16 protein-coding genes are annotated in these 13,716 nt (G+C 72.5%); 10 read left to right on the top strand and 6 right to left on the bottom strand.

The genetic code is table 11. The features are described from left to right. Positions 1-160: 160 nt before the first annotated feature. The gene (locus tag ABZ567_RS25105; RefSeq protein ID WP_360793653.1) at positions 161-763 is read left to right on the top strand and encodes a hypothetical protein; all 603 of its coding nucleotides are present in this window, start codon (positions 161-163) and stop codon (positions 761-763) included. Positions 764-868: 105 nt separating this feature from the next. Here the strand turns inward: ABZ567_RS25105 and ABZ567_RS25100 are convergent, their stop codons facing one another. Further along, a complete protein-coding gene (locus ABZ567_RS25100) occupies positions 869-2,824 on the bottom strand; it encodes an APC family permease (RefSeq protein WP_360793651.1) in 1,956 nt (651 codons plus the stop codon). 133 nt (positions 2,825-2,957) lie between these two features. Here ABZ567_RS25100 and ABZ567_RS25095 point away from each other — a divergent pair, with 133 nt between their 5' ends. Next, complete coding sequence (locus ABZ567_RS25095) at positions 2,958-3,377, top strand: MerR family transcriptional regulator (RefSeq protein WP_360793649.1); 420 nt, start codon at positions 2,958-2,960, stop codon at positions 3,375-3,377. Between the two features lie 43 nt (positions 3,378-3,420). Here the strand turns inward: ABZ567_RS25095 and ABZ567_RS25090 are convergent, their stop codons facing one another. Next, positions 3,421-4,452, bottom strand: a complete 1,032-nt coding sequence (locus ABZ567_RS25090; RefSeq protein WP_360793647.1) for an ABC transporter substrate-binding protein — start codon at positions 4,450-4,452, stop codon at positions 3,421-3,423. Between the two features lie 269 nt (positions 4,453-4,721). Here ABZ567_RS25090 and ABZ567_RS25085 point away from each other — a divergent pair, with 269 nt between their 5' ends. Beyond that, positions 4,722-4,967 carry a hypothetical protein gene (locus tag ABZ567_RS25085; RefSeq protein ID WP_360793645.1) on the top strand — a complete coding sequence of 82 codons (246 nt, stop codon included), beginning with the start codon at positions 4,722-4,724 and terminating at the stop codon, positions 4,965-4,967. 34 nt (positions 4,968-5,001) lie between these two features. Here the strand turns inward: ABZ567_RS25085 and ABZ567_RS25080 are convergent, their stop codons facing one another. Then, positions 5,002-5,586: a TIGR03086 family metal-binding protein gene (locus ABZ567_RS25080; RefSeq protein ID WP_360793643.1), complete on the bottom strand. Its 585-nt coding sequence runs from the start codon at positions 5,584-5,586 to the stop codon at positions 5,002-5,004. A gap of 142 nt (positions 5,587-5,728) precedes the next feature. Here ABZ567_RS25080 and ABZ567_RS25075 point away from each other — a divergent pair, with 142 nt between their 5' ends. After that, positions 5,729-6,583 (top strand): helix-turn-helix domain-containing protein, encoded by an 855-nt coding sequence (locus ABZ567_RS25075; protein WP_360793641.1) that lies wholly within the window; start codon positions 5,729-5,731, stop codon positions 6,581-6,583. Positions 6,584-6,597: 14 nt separating this feature from the next. Beyond that, entirely contained in the window at positions 6,598-7,137 is a 540-nt protein-coding gene (locus tag ABZ567_RS25070) for a GNAT family N-acetyltransferase (RefSeq protein ID WP_360793639.1), read from the top strand. Between the two features lie 12 nt (positions 7,138-7,149). On the opposite strand, the gene ABZ567_RS25065 is transcribed toward ABZ567_RS25070, so the two are convergent. Next, the gene (locus tag ABZ567_RS25065; protein ID WP_360793637.1) at positions 7,150-7,602 is read right to left on the bottom strand and encodes a GNAT family N-acetyltransferase; all 453 of its coding nucleotides are present in this window, start codon (positions 7,600-7,602) and stop codon (positions 7,150-7,152) included. 153 nt (positions 7,603-7,755) lie between these two features. On the opposite strand from ABZ567_RS25065, the gene ABZ567_RS25060 reads away from it, so the two are divergent. Continuing rightward, on the top strand, positions 7,756-8,493 hold the full coding sequence (locus ABZ567_RS25060) for a Mut7-C RNAse domain-containing protein (protein ID WP_360793635.1): 738 nt from the start codon (positions 7,756-7,758) through the stop codon (positions 8,491-8,493). A 77-nt stretch (positions 8,494-8,570) separates the two neighbouring features. Here the strand turns inward: ABZ567_RS25060 and ABZ567_RS25055 are convergent, their stop codons facing one another. Further along, positions 8,571-9,065: a hypothetical protein gene (locus ABZ567_RS25055; RefSeq protein WP_360793633.1), complete on the bottom strand. Its 495-nt coding sequence runs from the start codon at positions 9,063-9,065 to the stop codon at positions 8,571-8,573. 75 nt (positions 9,066-9,140) lie between these two features. On the opposite strand from ABZ567_RS25055, the gene ABZ567_RS25050 reads away from it, so the two are divergent. Continuing rightward, on the top strand, positions 9,141-9,476 hold the full coding sequence (locus tag ABZ567_RS25050; RefSeq protein ID WP_360793631.1) for a YnfA family protein: 336 nt from the start codon (positions 9,141-9,143) through the stop codon (positions 9,474-9,476). Between the two features lie 66 nt (positions 9,477-9,542). Next, a complete protein-coding gene (locus tag ABZ567_RS25045; RefSeq protein ID WP_360793629.1) occupies positions 9,543-10,307 on the top strand; it encodes an SDR family NAD(P)-dependent oxidoreductase in 765 nt (254 codons plus the stop codon). Between the two features lie 61 nt (positions 10,308-10,368). On the opposite strand, the gene ABZ567_RS25040 is transcribed toward ABZ567_RS25045, so the two are convergent. Further along, a complete protein-coding gene (locus ABZ567_RS25040; protein ID WP_360793627.1) occupies positions 10,369-11,562 on the bottom strand; it encodes an RtcB family protein in 1,194 nt (397 codons plus the stop codon). A 174-nt stretch (positions 11,563-11,736) separates the two neighbouring features. Here ABZ567_RS25040 and ABZ567_RS25035 point away from each other — a divergent pair, with 174 nt between their 5' ends. Both ABZ567_RS25035 and ABZ567_RS25030 read left to right on the top strand, forming a co-directional pair. Next, positions 11,737-12,684, top strand: a complete 948-nt coding sequence (locus ABZ567_RS25035) for a DUF3558 domain-containing protein (RefSeq protein ID WP_360793625.1) — start codon at positions 11,737-11,739, stop codon at positions 12,682-12,684. A 128-nt stretch (positions 12,685-12,812) separates the two neighbouring features. Continuing rightward, positions 12,813-13,550 (top strand): DUF3558 domain-containing protein, encoded by a 738-nt coding sequence (locus ABZ567_RS25030; RefSeq protein ID WP_360793623.1) that lies wholly within the window; start codon positions 12,813-12,815, stop codon positions 13,548-13,550. The last annotated feature ends 166 nt before the right edge of the window (positions 13,551-13,716 follow it).

Genomic DNA, 13,716 nt, shown 5'->3' with positions numbered 1-13,716 from the left:
TGTGGCGACATAGGGATGACTCACGGAATCCATGGTGTCAGAGGCCACGGCGTTCTTGCGGACAGGTGTTTCACCGTACGAACGCGGGGGAGGTCACTGACACGATGATCGGGTCGCGCGGCGGGGTCGTGTTGCCGAGAAAAAGCAGTCGGGTGGAGATATGCATCGCGGTGGCGGACCGGGCGAGGGGACGGACGACCTGGGCCCGGAGTCTGCCCGGCGGGGGAGGCACCGGCGCCGGCGGGCCGAGGACCAGACCGCGCCGGAGCGCCGGGCGGGTCCCGATCCGGCGGCGGAACCACCCCCTGCGACCGGGGGCCGGAGCTTGGGGGTGACGTACAAGTACTTCGGAGCGCCCAACAGCGCGACGGCGGCGCAGGTCCCGATCTCGATGCGCCCGGAGGAGCTCGGCGGCGACGAGCTCGGCATGGGCGGCATGTTCACCAAGATCAAGCCGGAGACCATAGCGGCCATGGTCCTGACCGGCATCCAGGGCATGCCCCTGCACAAGGTGCCCCCGCTGGAGCTGGTGGTGCTGCACCCGGACTACGCGGTGGTGAAGCTGCCGATGACCGTGGTCGACCCGCTGCGCGCGATCGGCGAGGAGTCGGTCGGCGCCGCGGCCTTCATCTGGTCCACGGTCCCGGACCGCGGGGGCCCGCGCGACGCCTTCGACGTCTACCAGCTGCTCCACGAGTGGCAGGACTTCTCGGTCCGCCTCCACGACGCGGGCCACCAGCCGTACTGCCTGGTGTGGCCGTGAGCCACTGACGGAGCCCGGCGGCCGGGTGCCTCGGGTGAGCCGGGGGCGCCGCGCGTGAGCCGGGGGCGCCGCGTGAGAGCCGCTGGTCCGGCGGTGGCCCGGGAGTCACTTCCGGTCCGCCGCCGCCCTGGCGCGCTCGGCGGCGAGCTCGCGGGCCGAGGCGAGCCGGTACGGCACGTCGATGACGACGACGTTCTTCATGAACAGCAGCCGCGCCTTGAGGCGCAGCGCGCTCTGGTTGTGCAGCGGCTGTTCCCACCAGTGCCCCACCACGTACTCGGGGATGACCACCGAGATCACCGCGTCCCCCGTCCGCTCGGGCGCCTCCCGGACGTGCCGCAGCACCGGCTGGACGATCGAGCGGTAGGGGGAGTTGAGCACCCGCAGCGGTACGTCGATCCCCCGGGCCTCCCAGGTCGCGCGGAGCACCTCCGCCTCCGCGGGGTCCTCGGCGACGGTGACGGCCGTGAGGGAGGCGGGGCGCAGGGTCTTCGCGTACGACAGGGCCCGGAGGCTCGGCGCGTTGACCGTGGCGATCAGGACCAGGACGTGGTTCTCGGCGAGGGCGCGGGGCCGGTCGTGCGGGCCGACGGCGACCTCGGCGGCGACGGCGTCGTAGTGCCGCCGTACCCCCTTCATCCCGGCGAAGAGCACCGGCATCGCGAGGACGACGAGCCAGGCGCCGTGGGTGAACTTGGTGATGAGGACGATGACGAGGACGACCGCCGTCAGACAGGCCCCGAAGGCGTTGATCGCGAGGCGGCGGTGGATGGCGTGGCGCTTGCCGGCCCCGGCGGGCGTGGCGAGTTCTCGCCGCCAGTGCTTGACCATCCCGGCCTGGGAAAGGGTGAAGGAGACGAAGACGCCGAGGATGTACAGCTGGATGAGGCGGGTCAGCTGCGCGTCGAAGGCGACGACGAGGGCGATCGCGGCGAGCGCGAGGAGGACGATGCCGTTGGAGTAGACGAGCCGGTCGCCGCGGTGGAAGAGCTGACGGGGCGCGTAGCGGTCGCGGCCGAGGACGGAGGCGAGCATCGGGAAGCCGTTGAAGGCGGTGTTGGCCGCCAGGATCAGGACGCCCGCGGTGACGGCCTGGAGCACGTAGAAGAGGATGTGCCAGTCGCCGAAGGTAGCGCGGCCGATCTGGGCGAGCGCGGTGGACATCGGGGTGCCGGGGGCGAGCCCGAGTTCCGTGGGGTCCTCCGCGACGTGGACCTCGTACACCATGGCGAGCACGGTGATCCCGAGGAACATGGTCACGGAGAGACCGCCCATGATCGCGAGCGTCATGGCCGCGTTGCGGCTCTTGGGCTTCGCGAACGCCGGGACGCCGTTGCTGACGGCCTCGACGCCGGTCAGCGCGGTGCAGCCGGAGGCGAAGGCGCGCAGGGCCAGCAGCACGAGCGCGAGGCCCGTGTAGGTGGAGACCTCGTTCACGGGCAGGGCCGCGGACTCGGCGCGGATCGTCGCACCGGTCGCCATCCGTACCGCCGCCACCGCGAACATCACGTGGACGACGAGGATGAACGCGTACGTGGGGACGGCGAACCAGCGGCCCGACTCGCGCACCCCGCGCAGGTTCATCCAGGCCAGCACGGCGACGAAGAACACCGACATGGCCACGGCGTGCCCGTCGAGCGCGGGGACGGCGGAGGTGATGGCGGCGACCCCCGAGACGACGGAGACGGCGACGGTCATCACGTAGTCGATGAGCAGCGCGGACGCGGCGGTGAGCGCGGCGGTCCGGCCGAGGTTCTCGGCGGCGACGACATAGGCCCCGCCGCCGCCCGGATAGGCGTAGCAGGTCTGCCGGTACGAGGCCACGACGACCACGAGCAGGATCACGATGCCGACCGCCGCGTACCAGGCCAGATGGAGCACGGCCAGGCCGCCGAGAGCGAGGATCAGCAGGATCTCCTCGGTGGCGTAGGCGACCGAGGAGAGCGGGTCGCTGCAGAAGATCGGCAGGGCGACGCGCTTCGGCAGCAGGGTCTCCCCGAGCCGGCCGCTGTCCAACGGACGACCTACGAGCAGGCGTTTCGCCGCACTTCCAGCTCTCATAAGTGATGAAGTTAGGACGAATGGTACGTCATACACGGAAGCCGCGCCCGGCGGGAGCCCCGTACGAGGAAGGACACGACGCGTGAGCGGAGTACGAGAAACCCGAGGAGCACGAGAAGCGCGAGGAGTACGCATGGCCGGCGAACCCATGCAGATCGGCGAGGTCGCCGCACGGACCGAACTGTCCCTGCGCACGATCCGGCAGTACGAGGACAGCGGCCTGGTCGTCCCGTCCGCCGCCTCACCGGGCGGCTTCCCGCTCTACACGGACGCGGACGTGTCCCGGCTGATGGTGGTCCGCCGGATGAAGCCGCTCGGCTTCACCCTCGACGAGACCCGCGAACTCCTCCTGGCCGTGGACCGGCTGACCGCCGAACGCGCGGGCACGGACACCGAACTCGGCCCGGACGAGCGGGCCGCGCTTCTGGCCCGCGTCCGCCGCTACGAACAGGCCGCCGCGGAACGGGTCGCGGAACTGCGGGCCCAACTCGCCCGTGCGGAGGAGTTCGCCGACTCCCTCCGCCGCACCCGCTCGGCGGCGGCGCCGGTCTGACCCTCCCGTCGCGGGGCGGGCGTCCGGTCGGCCGGCCGGTCGGTCAGGGCGTGAGTGCCGCGGCGAGGTCGCGGAAGAAGCGCGCGTAGGCGGCCGGGCTGGGCGGCGTCTCGGGGTTCCACGGCATGGACCGGACACCGGCCAGGGCCTCGCCGGGCGCCGCGGCGTGGGCGCGGTTGTCGAAGAGGACCAGGTCGGGGCGGAGTTCGACGGCGCGACCCCAGTCGGCGGTGAGCCAGTTGGCGCCGGGCCCGGGCCCGGGATCGACGAGCCGGACGCCCAGCTCGGCGAGCCGCGCCAGTTCGGGCCAGGCGTGCGGGCGGGCGAGATGCACCTGGTCGGGGCCCGCCCCGGAGAGAGCGAGCACGGCGAGACCACTGGCCGCCGCGGCCTCCCGAACCAGGCCCTCGGCGCCCCGAAGCCCACCTGAGACGCCGACCGCGGCCGTCGCGGAGCGCGCGGGAGCGCCGGCCGCCGCCGAGCTCGCGGCCGTGACCGCCGCCGCCGCGGAGTGCGCGGGAACGCCGGCCGCCGCCGAGCTCGCGGCCGTGACCGCCGCCGCCCTCGCCCTGCCCGAGTCGACCGCCGTACCGGAGCCCCCCGCCGCCGTCGCGGAGTGCGCGGCCGTGTCCACCGTGGCCGGTCCCGCCCCCAGGCTGGCGGCCAGCGTGCCGAAGCGGTCGAGGATCGCCGGCAGGGTGAGCTCGTTGCCGACGGAGAGCGCGACGAGCGGCACCCCGATCCGGTCGGCGACGGCCTCGTCGAGCGCGTACGGGCTCTTCCCGTCATAGGTCACGTCGACGATCACATCCGGCCGCAGCTCCCGCACGCGCCCCTCGTCCAGGCCCCGGCCCGGCCCGAGGTACGTCACCCCCGCCGCCCGCAGCCCGCCCTCCTTGGCCGGGTCGAGGACCTCGCCGTCGTGCCCGGAACCGTAGACGGCGACCGGCGTCACGCCCAGGTCGCAGAGGGCCGCCCCGGCCCGTACGTACGCGATCACCCGCCTCGGCACGCGCGCCGCCCCCAGCTCCGTACCCCTGTCGTCCGTGAATCCCCATGCGTGCGCCCCGGACATACGGCTGCTCCCTCCCCGGCCGGAATGTGCCTCTTCCGCCACCTTGGAGCGGTTCCCCGGCACGCACAAGAGGGCCTCCCGGCCCCGGTCGGCGCCGGGGCGCCGAGGGCCGGGACCTCCGTCCCGGTCCCCCCTGCCGAAAGTCCCCCAGGGTGGTGTTAACTGAACAGATCGGGAGGAAGCAGTAGGAATCGTCGGTACCGTCGTGCCCGCGCGCCACCTGCCGGGGCGCGCCGCGTACGGCCGGCTCTCACGCCCTGGAGTGCGTCATGTCCTTGCCCGGCCCGTTCTCCGACCCCCGTGTGGTCACGCTCCTCGGCCTGCTCGCCGTCTCGACGGCGGTGTGGCTGTCGCTCGGCCCGCGGGCCCGCGCACGTCGCGACCGGGCCCGCGCCCCGCTGGAGCGCATATGGCACCCGCAGGAGTCGACGACGGCGCTGACGCCCGCGGAGGAGCACGCCTTCGGCCAGGTCGTGTCCCGGCTGTCCCCGGGCAGGCCGGGCCGCCTGCGCTGACACGTCCCAGAGGCACCCACCCGCGGGACCGGTCTCAGGCCTCCCGTGCGCGGGGGTCGCGGCCGGTGGTCGCGAGCAGGCGCTCGAACGCGGTGGCGTCGGCGGGCAGGTCGACGGCCTCCGCGAAAAGGTTCATCCTCCGGGCCGTGGGCGCCATCCGCTCCACCTCGTCGACGAGTTCGGCGACGACGGCCGGGTCGGGGGCGAAGCTCCGCCCGGTGGCACGGGCCAGGTCCCAGACGTGCACCGTCAGGTCGAGCAGGACCATGAACCCGACGGTCCGCGCGGGCAGCCCCATGGCGCCCGAGGTGCCCTCCTCGGCGTCCGGCGCCGACCAGGCCTCGACGAGCTTCCCGATCTCGGCCTCGAAGTGATCGCGCCAGTCGGTCTCGGCGAGCCGGTCCGGGGTGCGGGAGAAGTCGGCGGCCCCCTTGGCGGCGAGGGCCTGGAAGTTCACCACGACGTCGAACAGATGGTTCAGCAGGGCACGCACGTCGTACTCGGCGCACGGCGTGGGCGCGCCGAGTGAGGTGTCGGCGGTGTCCCTGATGAGGGGCGTGGCGCGGGTGGCGGCGCTACGGAGCAGGTCACCGATGCGGGGCGGGGCCTCGTTCGTCATGGGGGCGACGGTAGGCGAGCACGTCCACTCCGGTCTTGAAGAAACCCGCCAGGACGGTCGTCGGTGAGACCTCGGGGTCGTCCCGCCGATCACGCCGCGCCTGACCGATCCGAACCGGCCGAACGCGTCCTAGCATCGGAGGATGCCGTCCTCCGCTCCCCGTCGGGACACCCGGGGCATCGTCGACCCCGCCGAGCTGCTCTCCCGTGTCCGTTTCCGCCGGCACACCCCGGCGCCGGAGCTGCGGCCCTACCTGGAGCACTACTGGCTGATCGACTGGGAGCTTCCTGAGCCGTACGCGACCCATGTCGTCCCGCATCCGTCCGTGAACGTGGTCTTCCAGCGGTACGGAGCGCTCGGCGCCCCGGTGGCGGAGGCGGACGCGTCCGCCGAGGTCTCCGGGATCGGACTCGGCCTCTTCACGCAGAAGCTGGCGGAGACGGGCCGGGTCTGCGGGGTCCAGTTCCGTCCCGGCGGTTTCCGTCCCTTCGCGCCCGCGTGGCCGGTGTCGGCCTGGACGGGCCGCCGGGTCCCCCTCACCGAGGTGTTCCCGGACGCGGGCGCCGACCTGCCGTCCGCCGTCCTCGCCCCCGACACCGACCACGCGCGCGTGGCGGCGCTCGACGCCTTCCTCCTGGCCCACGGACCCGCCCCCGACCCGGCCGCCGACCAGGCGATGGAGCTGGTGGACCTGGTCCGCACGGATCGCATGATCCGCAGGGTGTCCCGACTGGCCGCGGCGGCGGGCCTGTCGGCGCGCTCGCTCCAGCGTCTCTTCGCGACCCGTGTCGGCGTCGGCCCGAAGTGGGTGATCCTCCGCTACCGCCTCCACGAGGCCCTGGAGCGCGCCGAGGCCGCCGGGGAGGCGGGCGCCCCGGACTGGGCGGCGCTCGCGGCGGAGCTGGGCTACAGCGACCAGGCCCATCTCGTCAGGGACTTCACGGCGACGATCGGGGTGCCGCCCACCGCGTACGCCCGCGGACTGTCAGTGCCCTGACCTACCGTACGGACATGGACACCGACGCCGCCCCCGCCCGGACCGCCCCCGTACGGCTCGAAGCCTGGTCCGAGGACGACGCCGGTCTGCTGCGCGCCCTGAACGCGCCCGCGTTGACGGAGCACCTGGGCGGTCCTGAGACCGAGGAACAGCTGGTCGGGCGCCACCGGCGGTACGTGGACCTGAGCGCGGGCGACGCGGGCGCGGGGCGGATGTTCCGGATCGTGCTGCTGCCGGAGGAGGTCGTGGTGGGCAGCATCGGCTACTGGCCGCAGACCTGGGACGGCGAGCCGGTGTACGAGACCGGGTGGGCCGTGCTGCCCGGCTTCCAGGGCCGGGGTCTCGCGACGTCCGCCACGCGCGCGGTGGTCGCGGAGGCAAGGTCCGCGGGCCGCCACCGCCATCTGCACGCGTTCCCCTCGGCGGACAACGCCGCTTCGAACGCGGTGTGCCGCAAGGCGGGGTTCGAACTGCGCGGCGAGCGGGACTTCGAGTACCCGCCGGGCCGCCCGATGTGCTGCAACGACTGGCGCCTCGATCTGGAGCGGTCCTAGCGGGCCAGGGTCCTAGGGGACGTCCGACGGCGGTGCGGTGAGCGGCCTGGTGAAGTGGAAGGCCACGATGTCGAACCGCTCGCGCAGGTAGAAGCGGTGGGCCCCGGTGCGGTGGGTGCCGGAGTCCAGATTGAGCTCGTGGCAGCCGGCGGCGCGGGCGTGGGCCTCCAGATGGGCGACGAGCGCGTGGCCGACCCCGGTGGAGCGGGTGGTGGCGGCTGTCACCAGATCGTCGACGTAGAGCTTGCGCAGTGAGCTGGTGTTGATGACGATCCGCCAGCCGGCCGCGCCGACGCAGCGCCCGTCGTCCGCGTAGGCGGCGCTGAACCGGAGCCCTTGCGCGTGACCGGCCGCGTACACCTCGCGGAAGAGGGCCGGGGTGAGGTGGGGGCGGAGTTCGGAGAGGACCGGCAGGAGGTCGGTCTCCAGCCGGGGGTCGCCGGGCTCCAGGTCGATGATCTTCATGGCGGGACCGTACCTCAGCGTCTTCCCGGGAGGGACGCCCCGGACCCGGCCGCCCGGAGAACCCTCCGTCTTCCCCTCCGCCTCCCCCCTCCCGCCTTACGCCGCCGACGAATTCCCTGGCAGCCCGTCGCGCCCCGGTGCCATCCTGTCCCCGTGAACGGACCGGAGATCCAGATCAGTTTCGCCCCCGGCCTGGGGCTCTTCGTCTCGCCCGAGCGGCGGTCGGGCCGCACGCGCGTGACCACCGACGGCGCCTCCTCGCTCGGCCACGTCGTGGAGTCGCTCGGCGTGCCGCTCACCGAGGCCGGGAGGCTCCGGGTCGACGGACGGATCGTCGACACCTCGCACGTCCCGGTCGCGGGCGAGACCGTCGAGGTGGAGGTCGTCACCCGCCCGCAGCCGGTGCCGGGCGCACCGCTCCGGTTCCTGCTCGACGTGCACCTCGGCACGCTGGCCCGGCGGTTGAGACTGCTCGGGGTGGACGCGGCGTACGAGAGCGAGGACATCGGCGACCCGGCGCTCGCCGCGCTCTCCGCGCGGGAGCGGCGCGTCATGCTCTCGCGGGACCGCGGCCTGCTGCGCCGCCGCGAGCTGTGGGCGGGCGCCTACGTCTACAGCGACCGACCGGACGAGCAGCTCCGCGACGTCCTGGAACGGTTCGCGCCGCCCCTCGCGCCCTGGACGCGGTGCACCGCCTGCAACGGGGAGTTGAGCGACGCCGACAAGGACGCGGTCCGCGAGCGCCTGGAGCGGGGCACGGAGAAGACGTACGACGTGTTCGCCGAGTGCGTGGAATGCGGCCGGGTCTACTGGCGCGGCGCCCACCACTCCCGCCTGGAGGAGATCGTCTCCGAGGCGGTACGCGAGTTCGGCGGCGCGGCGGCGGGCTGACCGGCCAGGACGCCAGAACGCCAGGACAGGCCACGATCGCGTACGAGCACCCGACCGGAGCGGAGGACGACCGGCGCTCAGAAGACGTACGGGTCCCCCGTGGCGAACACCAGGACACGGTGCCGGTCGTTACCGGGGTTCCGGTCGGTCACCCCGTCCCGCCACACCGTGGTGATGTCCACGGTCAGCTCGTCCGGGAGACCGGAAGCCCGCAGATCGAGCACCAGCCGACCCGCGCCGCCCACCGCCCGCAGCTCGCCCGTGCGACAGGACACCACCCGGTCACTGCTCCACAGACAGGCCTCCGGCAGCACCTGGCCCCCCGCCATCGGCTCGGAGAAGGCGAGCCGGACCGTCGCCTGGGAGAGGTCGGAGGGACCGTGGTTCTCACTGACCAGCCAGACCCCGATCCGGCCGTCCCAGAGGGAGACATGACCGTGATGGGCGAGATCCGCCTCAGGCCCGAACACCGGGCCCACAGCACCGGTACTCGCACCGGCGCCCGCCCCCGTACCCATCACCACCGCGGCCGCGAGAGCGACCCCGAGCACACCCTTCCGCATTCCACGCATAAGCCCAAAATACCCACTGATCATCCCATATTCTGACAACCCATCAGTCAGCGTGTCCCATGGCACGCTGCCCCCATGCTCACCGTCCGCTCCCTCACCCTCTTCGCCCTCGCCGCCCTCTTCGAGATCGGCGGCGCCTGGCTCGTCTGGCAAGGCGTCCGCGAGCACCGCGGCTGGATCTGGATCGGCTCCGGCGTCCTCGCCCTCGGCGTCTACGGCTTCGTCGCCACCCTCCAGCCCGACGCCGAGTTCGGCCGCGTCCTCGCCGCCTACGGCGGCGTGTTCGTGGCGGGATCCCTCGCCTGGGGCATGGTCGCCGACGGCTACCGACCCGACCGCTGGGACGTCATCGGCGCACTCGTCTGCCTCGCCGGCATGGCCTTGATCATGTACGCCCCACGAGGCCGCTGAACGGCGCCCCCACCTATCCTGACCGGGCGATCGACGTCATCGACCCCTGTGCGAGGAGCCCCCGCCATGACTGCCCCCGGTACCCCCATCGCCGTCATCACCGGAGCGAGCAGCGGAATCGGCGCCGCCACGGCCAGGCAGCTGGCCGCCGCCGGCTACCGCGTGGTCCTCACGGCCCGGCGCAAGGACCGCATCGAGGCCCTGGCCGCCGAGATCAACGACGCCGGCCACCAGGCCACCGCCTACGCCCTCGACGTCACCGACCGCGCCGCCGTCGACGAGTTCGCCACCGCGTTCCGCTCCCTCGCCGTCCTCGTCAACAACGCCGGCGGCGCCCTCGGCGCCGACCCCGTCGCCACCGGCGACCCCGCCGACTGGCGCCAGATGTACGAGGTCAACGTCATCGGCACCCTGAACGTGACCCAGGCCCTGCTCCCGGCCCTGACGGCGAGCGGCGACGGCACGGTCGTCGTCCTCTCGTCCACCGCCGGCCACTCCACCTACGAGGGCGGCGCCGGCTACGTCGCCGCCAAGAACGGCGCCCGCGTCCTCGCCGAGACCCTCCGCCTGGAGATCGTCGGCACCCCGGTCCGCGTCATCGAGATCGCCCCCGGCATGGTCAAGACGGACGAGTTCGCCACCACCCGCTTCCGCGGCGACACCGACAAGGCGGCCAAGGTCTACGCCGGCGTGGCCGCCCCCCTCACCGCCGACGACGTCGCCGACACCATCACGTGGGCCTGCACCCGCCCCCCGCACGTCAACATCGACCTCCTGGTCGTCCGCCCGCGAGCCCAGGCCTCGAACACCAAGGTCCACCGCGAGCTGTAGGGCAGCGGAAGGGGCCGGTGCACCGCGCCGGCCCCTTCTCCCCCGTCCCCTGCGGGACGCCTCAGCCCTTCACGCAGATGAGCTGCTTCAGCTTGGCGACGACCTCCACCAGGTCCCGCTGCTGGTCGATCACCTTCTCGATCGGCTTGTACGCCCCCGGGATCTCGTCGACGACGCCGGAGTCCTTACGGCACTCCACACCCCGCGTCTGCTCCTCCAGGTCCTTCGTCGAGAAGCGCCTCTTCGCCGCGCTCCGGCTCATCTTCCGACCTGCACCGTGGGAGGCCGAATTGAACGACGCCGCGTTGCCGAGCCCCTTCACGATGTACGAGCCGGTGCCCATCGAACCCGGGATGATCCCGAACTCGCCGGAGCCGGCCCTGATCGCGCCCTTCCGCGTGACCAGCAGGTCCATGCCCTCGTACTGCTCCTCCGCCACATAGTTGTGGTGGCAGGAGATCACCTGGTCGAAGGTCACCCGCGCCTTGCGGAACTCCCGGCGGACGACCTCCTGGAACAGCGCCATCATGATCGCGCGGTTGTACTTCGCGTACTCCTGCGCCCAGAAGAGGTCGTTCCGGTAGGCCGCCATCTGGGGGGTGTCCGCGACGAACACCGCCAGGTCTCGGTCCACGAGACCCTGGTTGTGCGGCAGCTTCTGGGCTTCACCGATGTGGAACTCCGCGAGTTCCTTGCCGATGTTCCGCGAGCCCGAGTGCAACATGAGCCACACCGAATCGGACGTATCGACACAAAACTCTACAAAATGGTTGCCGGCTCCCAGTGTTCCCATCTGCAGCGCAGCCCGTTCCCGCCGGAACTTGACCGCATCCGCAATACCGTCGAACCGGGACCAGAAGTCGCCCCAGCCCGCTGTCGGGAACTGGTAGAGCCGCCCCGGGTCCACCTCCGAGCGGTGCATCCCGCGCCCCACCGGAATCGCCTGCTCGATCTTCGACCGCAGCCTCGACAGATCCCCCGGCAGGTCGTTCGCCGTCAGCGAGGTCTTGACCGCCGACATCCCGCAGCCGATGTCCACACCGACCGCCGCCGGACAGACCGCACCCTGCATCGCGATCACCGAGCCGACCGTCGCGCCCTTGCCGTAGTGGACGTCCGGCATCACGGCCAGGCCCTTGATCCACGGCAGGGTCGCCACGTTCTGCAGCTGCTGCATGGCACCGCCCTCCACCGTGGAGGGGTCGGCCCACATCCGGATGGGGACCTTCGCCCCAGGTACCTCTACGTACGACATACTTCCTCGATTCCCCCGAAAAGCCTGATAACGCAAAAACCGGAGCCAAAGCCCGTACAGGTGACAACGGACCAGCATCAACGGCTGCGTGTGCGATAGACATTGTGACCACCGGCCGGGTTCGCGCGGCAAACAGTTTTCGGGAAAGACTTCGGGAGAAGGGAGCCTGGGACCGTGCAGCGAAAGAGGTACGCCCCCGGCCGAACCGGGCCCGCGGCGCGCACCGCCGTCGTCCTCGCACTTGGCCTCGGCCTCGGGATCGGCCTCACCGGATGCTCCTCCGGCACCCCGACCGACGACGTCGCCGTCGACGCCAAGGCAGGCCCCGCCGCGGCCGTCGCACCCCCCGGCCGCTACCGCACGCTCTTCGAGCCCTGCGGCGCCGTCCCGCCGGGCACGCTCAAGGACCTGCTCCCGGGCGCCGCCGCCCTGGCGGACCCCGAGCGCGAGCAGGCGTACCGGGGCTCGGCCGCCGTCACCTACGACACCGACCGGCGTGTCGGGTGCACATGGAGGGCCGACAGTCCGGACGTCTCGCACCGTCTGGCGCTCGACGTCGAGCGGGTCGTGTCGTACGACCCCGCCGTCAGCGACGACGACCGGGCGCAGGAGGTGTTCGTCCGCAAGCAGCTCGCGGCCCGCATCCCGCTGGCCCCGACGGCCCCCCCGACCCCCACAGCCACAGCGACTGCCACGCCGACAGCGACAGGGGCCGCGGCACCCGCCGGCGCGAGCACCCGGCCGGCCCAGAGTGCGGGCAGGACCGCGCCGGGCACCACCGCTACGCCCGCGCCCCCGAAGGGCACCGCGCCCGGCAGCACGGGCTCCCCCACCGGCACCGGCCCGTCCGACCCCACCCCGTCCGGCCCCGCCCCCACCGGTCTGGAGCCCCGCGTCCTCGTGGGCCTCGGGAACGTCGCGTATCTGGACGACGTCCTGAAGACGGTGGGCGCGAACGGCCGTGAGCGTGTGGTCAGCGTGGTGTTCCGCACATCCAACGTCATCGTGACCGTCTCCTACCGGGAGCGGACGACCGCCGCGGCCGAGGCCCCGGACAGCGGGGAGCTGCAGGAAAAGGCCCGGAACCTGGCCCGGCTGCTCGCCGAGCGCCTGGAGGAGTAGCGGTCCGGCTCCGCTCCGTGAGGGCGCGGCGACCACGTAACGTGTCGCCGTACCCGTGGCCCATCCGCACCCGTGCTGTGGCCGCCGGGAGCTCCGGCCGGACCGCACGACAAGCGACTGAAGGAACCATGCAGCGATCAGCCCCGCGACTCACCCGCATACTCGCCTGCGCCGCCGTCCCGGTGATGCTCGTCGTCGCCGGCTGCTCCTCGGACTCCGGCGACGGCGGCTCCGGCTCGACGGGTTCGAAGGACAAGGGCGGCGTGTCGGCGTCCGCCACCCCCTCGCCCTCGCAGACCACGAAGACGGTCGAGCCGGCGAGGTTCGCGAAGCTGCCGCAGGCCTGCAAGGCGATCTCCGCCAAGACGACGGCCGCGCTGGTGCCCAAGGCGAAGACGAAGAACGGTACGCCCGCGCCCTCCAGCGACGTGGCGAGCCGTGGTGGCTGCTCGTGGAACGGTCTCGCCGACAAGGGCGTGAAGGGCTCGCAGTACCGCTGGCTCGACGTGTCGTTCTACCGGTACGAGTCGGACGCCACGCTCGGCAGTGGCCAGGAGCGCGCGCGGGAGAACTTCGCGAAGGAGCTCGCCAAGGTCGAGGAGACCCCGGGCGCCAAGAAGCTCCGCACCACCACGGCCACGGGCATCGGCGAGGAGGCGAAGACCGTCGCGTACCAGCTGCGCAAGACGGACGAGGACTTCGTGTACGGCTCCGTGGTGGCGCGTACGGGCAACATCCTGGTGCTGCTCTCGTACAACGGCGCCGGGTACGCGGGCGCGGCGACGCCGACGGAGAAGACCATCGTGGACGGCGCGGTGAAGGCGGCGAAGGAGGCCGTGGCCGCGGTCGCCGCCGCGAACAAGTAGTCGGGCGGGCAGCCGGGCGGATATGCCTGACGGGCAGGCCCGACAAGTAGTCACATACCTGCGCACAGTGGCGCGTCCGCGTGGAGCCCGTCCCTCCCCCGAGGGCCGGGCTTCGCTCGCGTGTGCCACTCTGTGCGCGCGGGATGTCAATGACGGGAGGGTTCGC

The sequence above is a fragment of the Streptomyces sp. NPDC016459 genome, assembly GCF_040632845.1.
In the GTDB taxonomy this organism is placed as follows: domain Bacteria; phylum Actinomycetota; class Actinomycetes; order Streptomycetales; family Streptomycetaceae; genus Streptomyces.
Note: the sequence above shows the minus strand (reverse complement) of the source record. Positions and strands in the feature narration are given on the sequence as shown.

Coding starts and splice junctions, on each gene's coding strand:
- ABZ567_RS25030 (WP_360793623.1), top strand. CDS start 12,813: ATGCAGCGATCAGCCCCGCGACTCACCCGCATACTCGCCTGCGCCGCC.
- ABZ567_RS25075 (WP_360793641.1), top strand. CDS start 5,729: ATGCCGTCCTCCGCTCCCCGTCGGGACACCCGGGGCATCGTCGACCCC.
- ABZ567_RS25050 (WP_360793631.1), top strand. CDS start 9,141: ATGCTCACCGTCCGCTCCCTCACCCTCTTCGCCCTCGCCGCCCTCTTC.
- ABZ567_RS25070 (WP_360793639.1), top strand. CDS start 6,598: ATGGACACCGACGCCGCCCCCGCCCGGACCGCCCCCGTACGGCTCGAA.
- ABZ567_RS25095 (WP_360793649.1), top strand. CDS start 2,958: ATGGCCGGCGAACCCATGCAGATCGGCGAGGTCGCCGCACGGACCGAA.
- ABZ567_RS25105 (WP_360793653.1), top strand. CDS start 161: ATGCATCGCGGTGGCGGACCGGGCGAGGGGACGGACGACCTGGGCCCG.
- ABZ567_RS25100 (WP_360793651.1), bottom strand. CDS start 2,824: ATGAGAGCTGGAAGTGCGGCGAAACGCCTGCTCGTAGGTCGTCCGTTG.
- ABZ567_RS25090 (WP_360793647.1), bottom strand. CDS start 4,452: ATGTCCGGGGCGCACGCATGGGGATTCACGGACGACAGGGGTACGGAG.
- ABZ567_RS25085 (WP_360793645.1), top strand. CDS start 4,722: ATGTCCTTGCCCGGCCCGTTCTCCGACCCCCGTGTGGTCACGCTCCTC.
- ABZ567_RS25045 (WP_360793629.1), top strand. CDS start 9,543: ATGACTGCCCCCGGTACCCCCATCGCCGTCATCACCGGAGCGAGCAGC.
- ABZ567_RS25055 (WP_360793633.1), bottom strand. CDS start 9,065: ATGCGTGGAATGCGGAAGGGTGTGCTCGGGGTCGCTCTCGCGGCCGCG.
- ABZ567_RS25065 (WP_360793637.1), bottom strand. CDS start 7,602: ATGAAGATCATCGACCTGGAGCCCGGCGACCCCCGGCTGGAGACCGAC.
- ABZ567_RS25040 (WP_360793627.1), bottom strand. CDS start 11,562: ATGTCGTACGTAGAGGTACCTGGGGCGAAGGTCCCCATCCGGATGTGG.
- ABZ567_RS25080 (WP_360793643.1), bottom strand. CDS start 5,586: ATGACGAACGAGGCCCCGCCCCGCATCGGTGACCTGCTCCGTAGCGCC.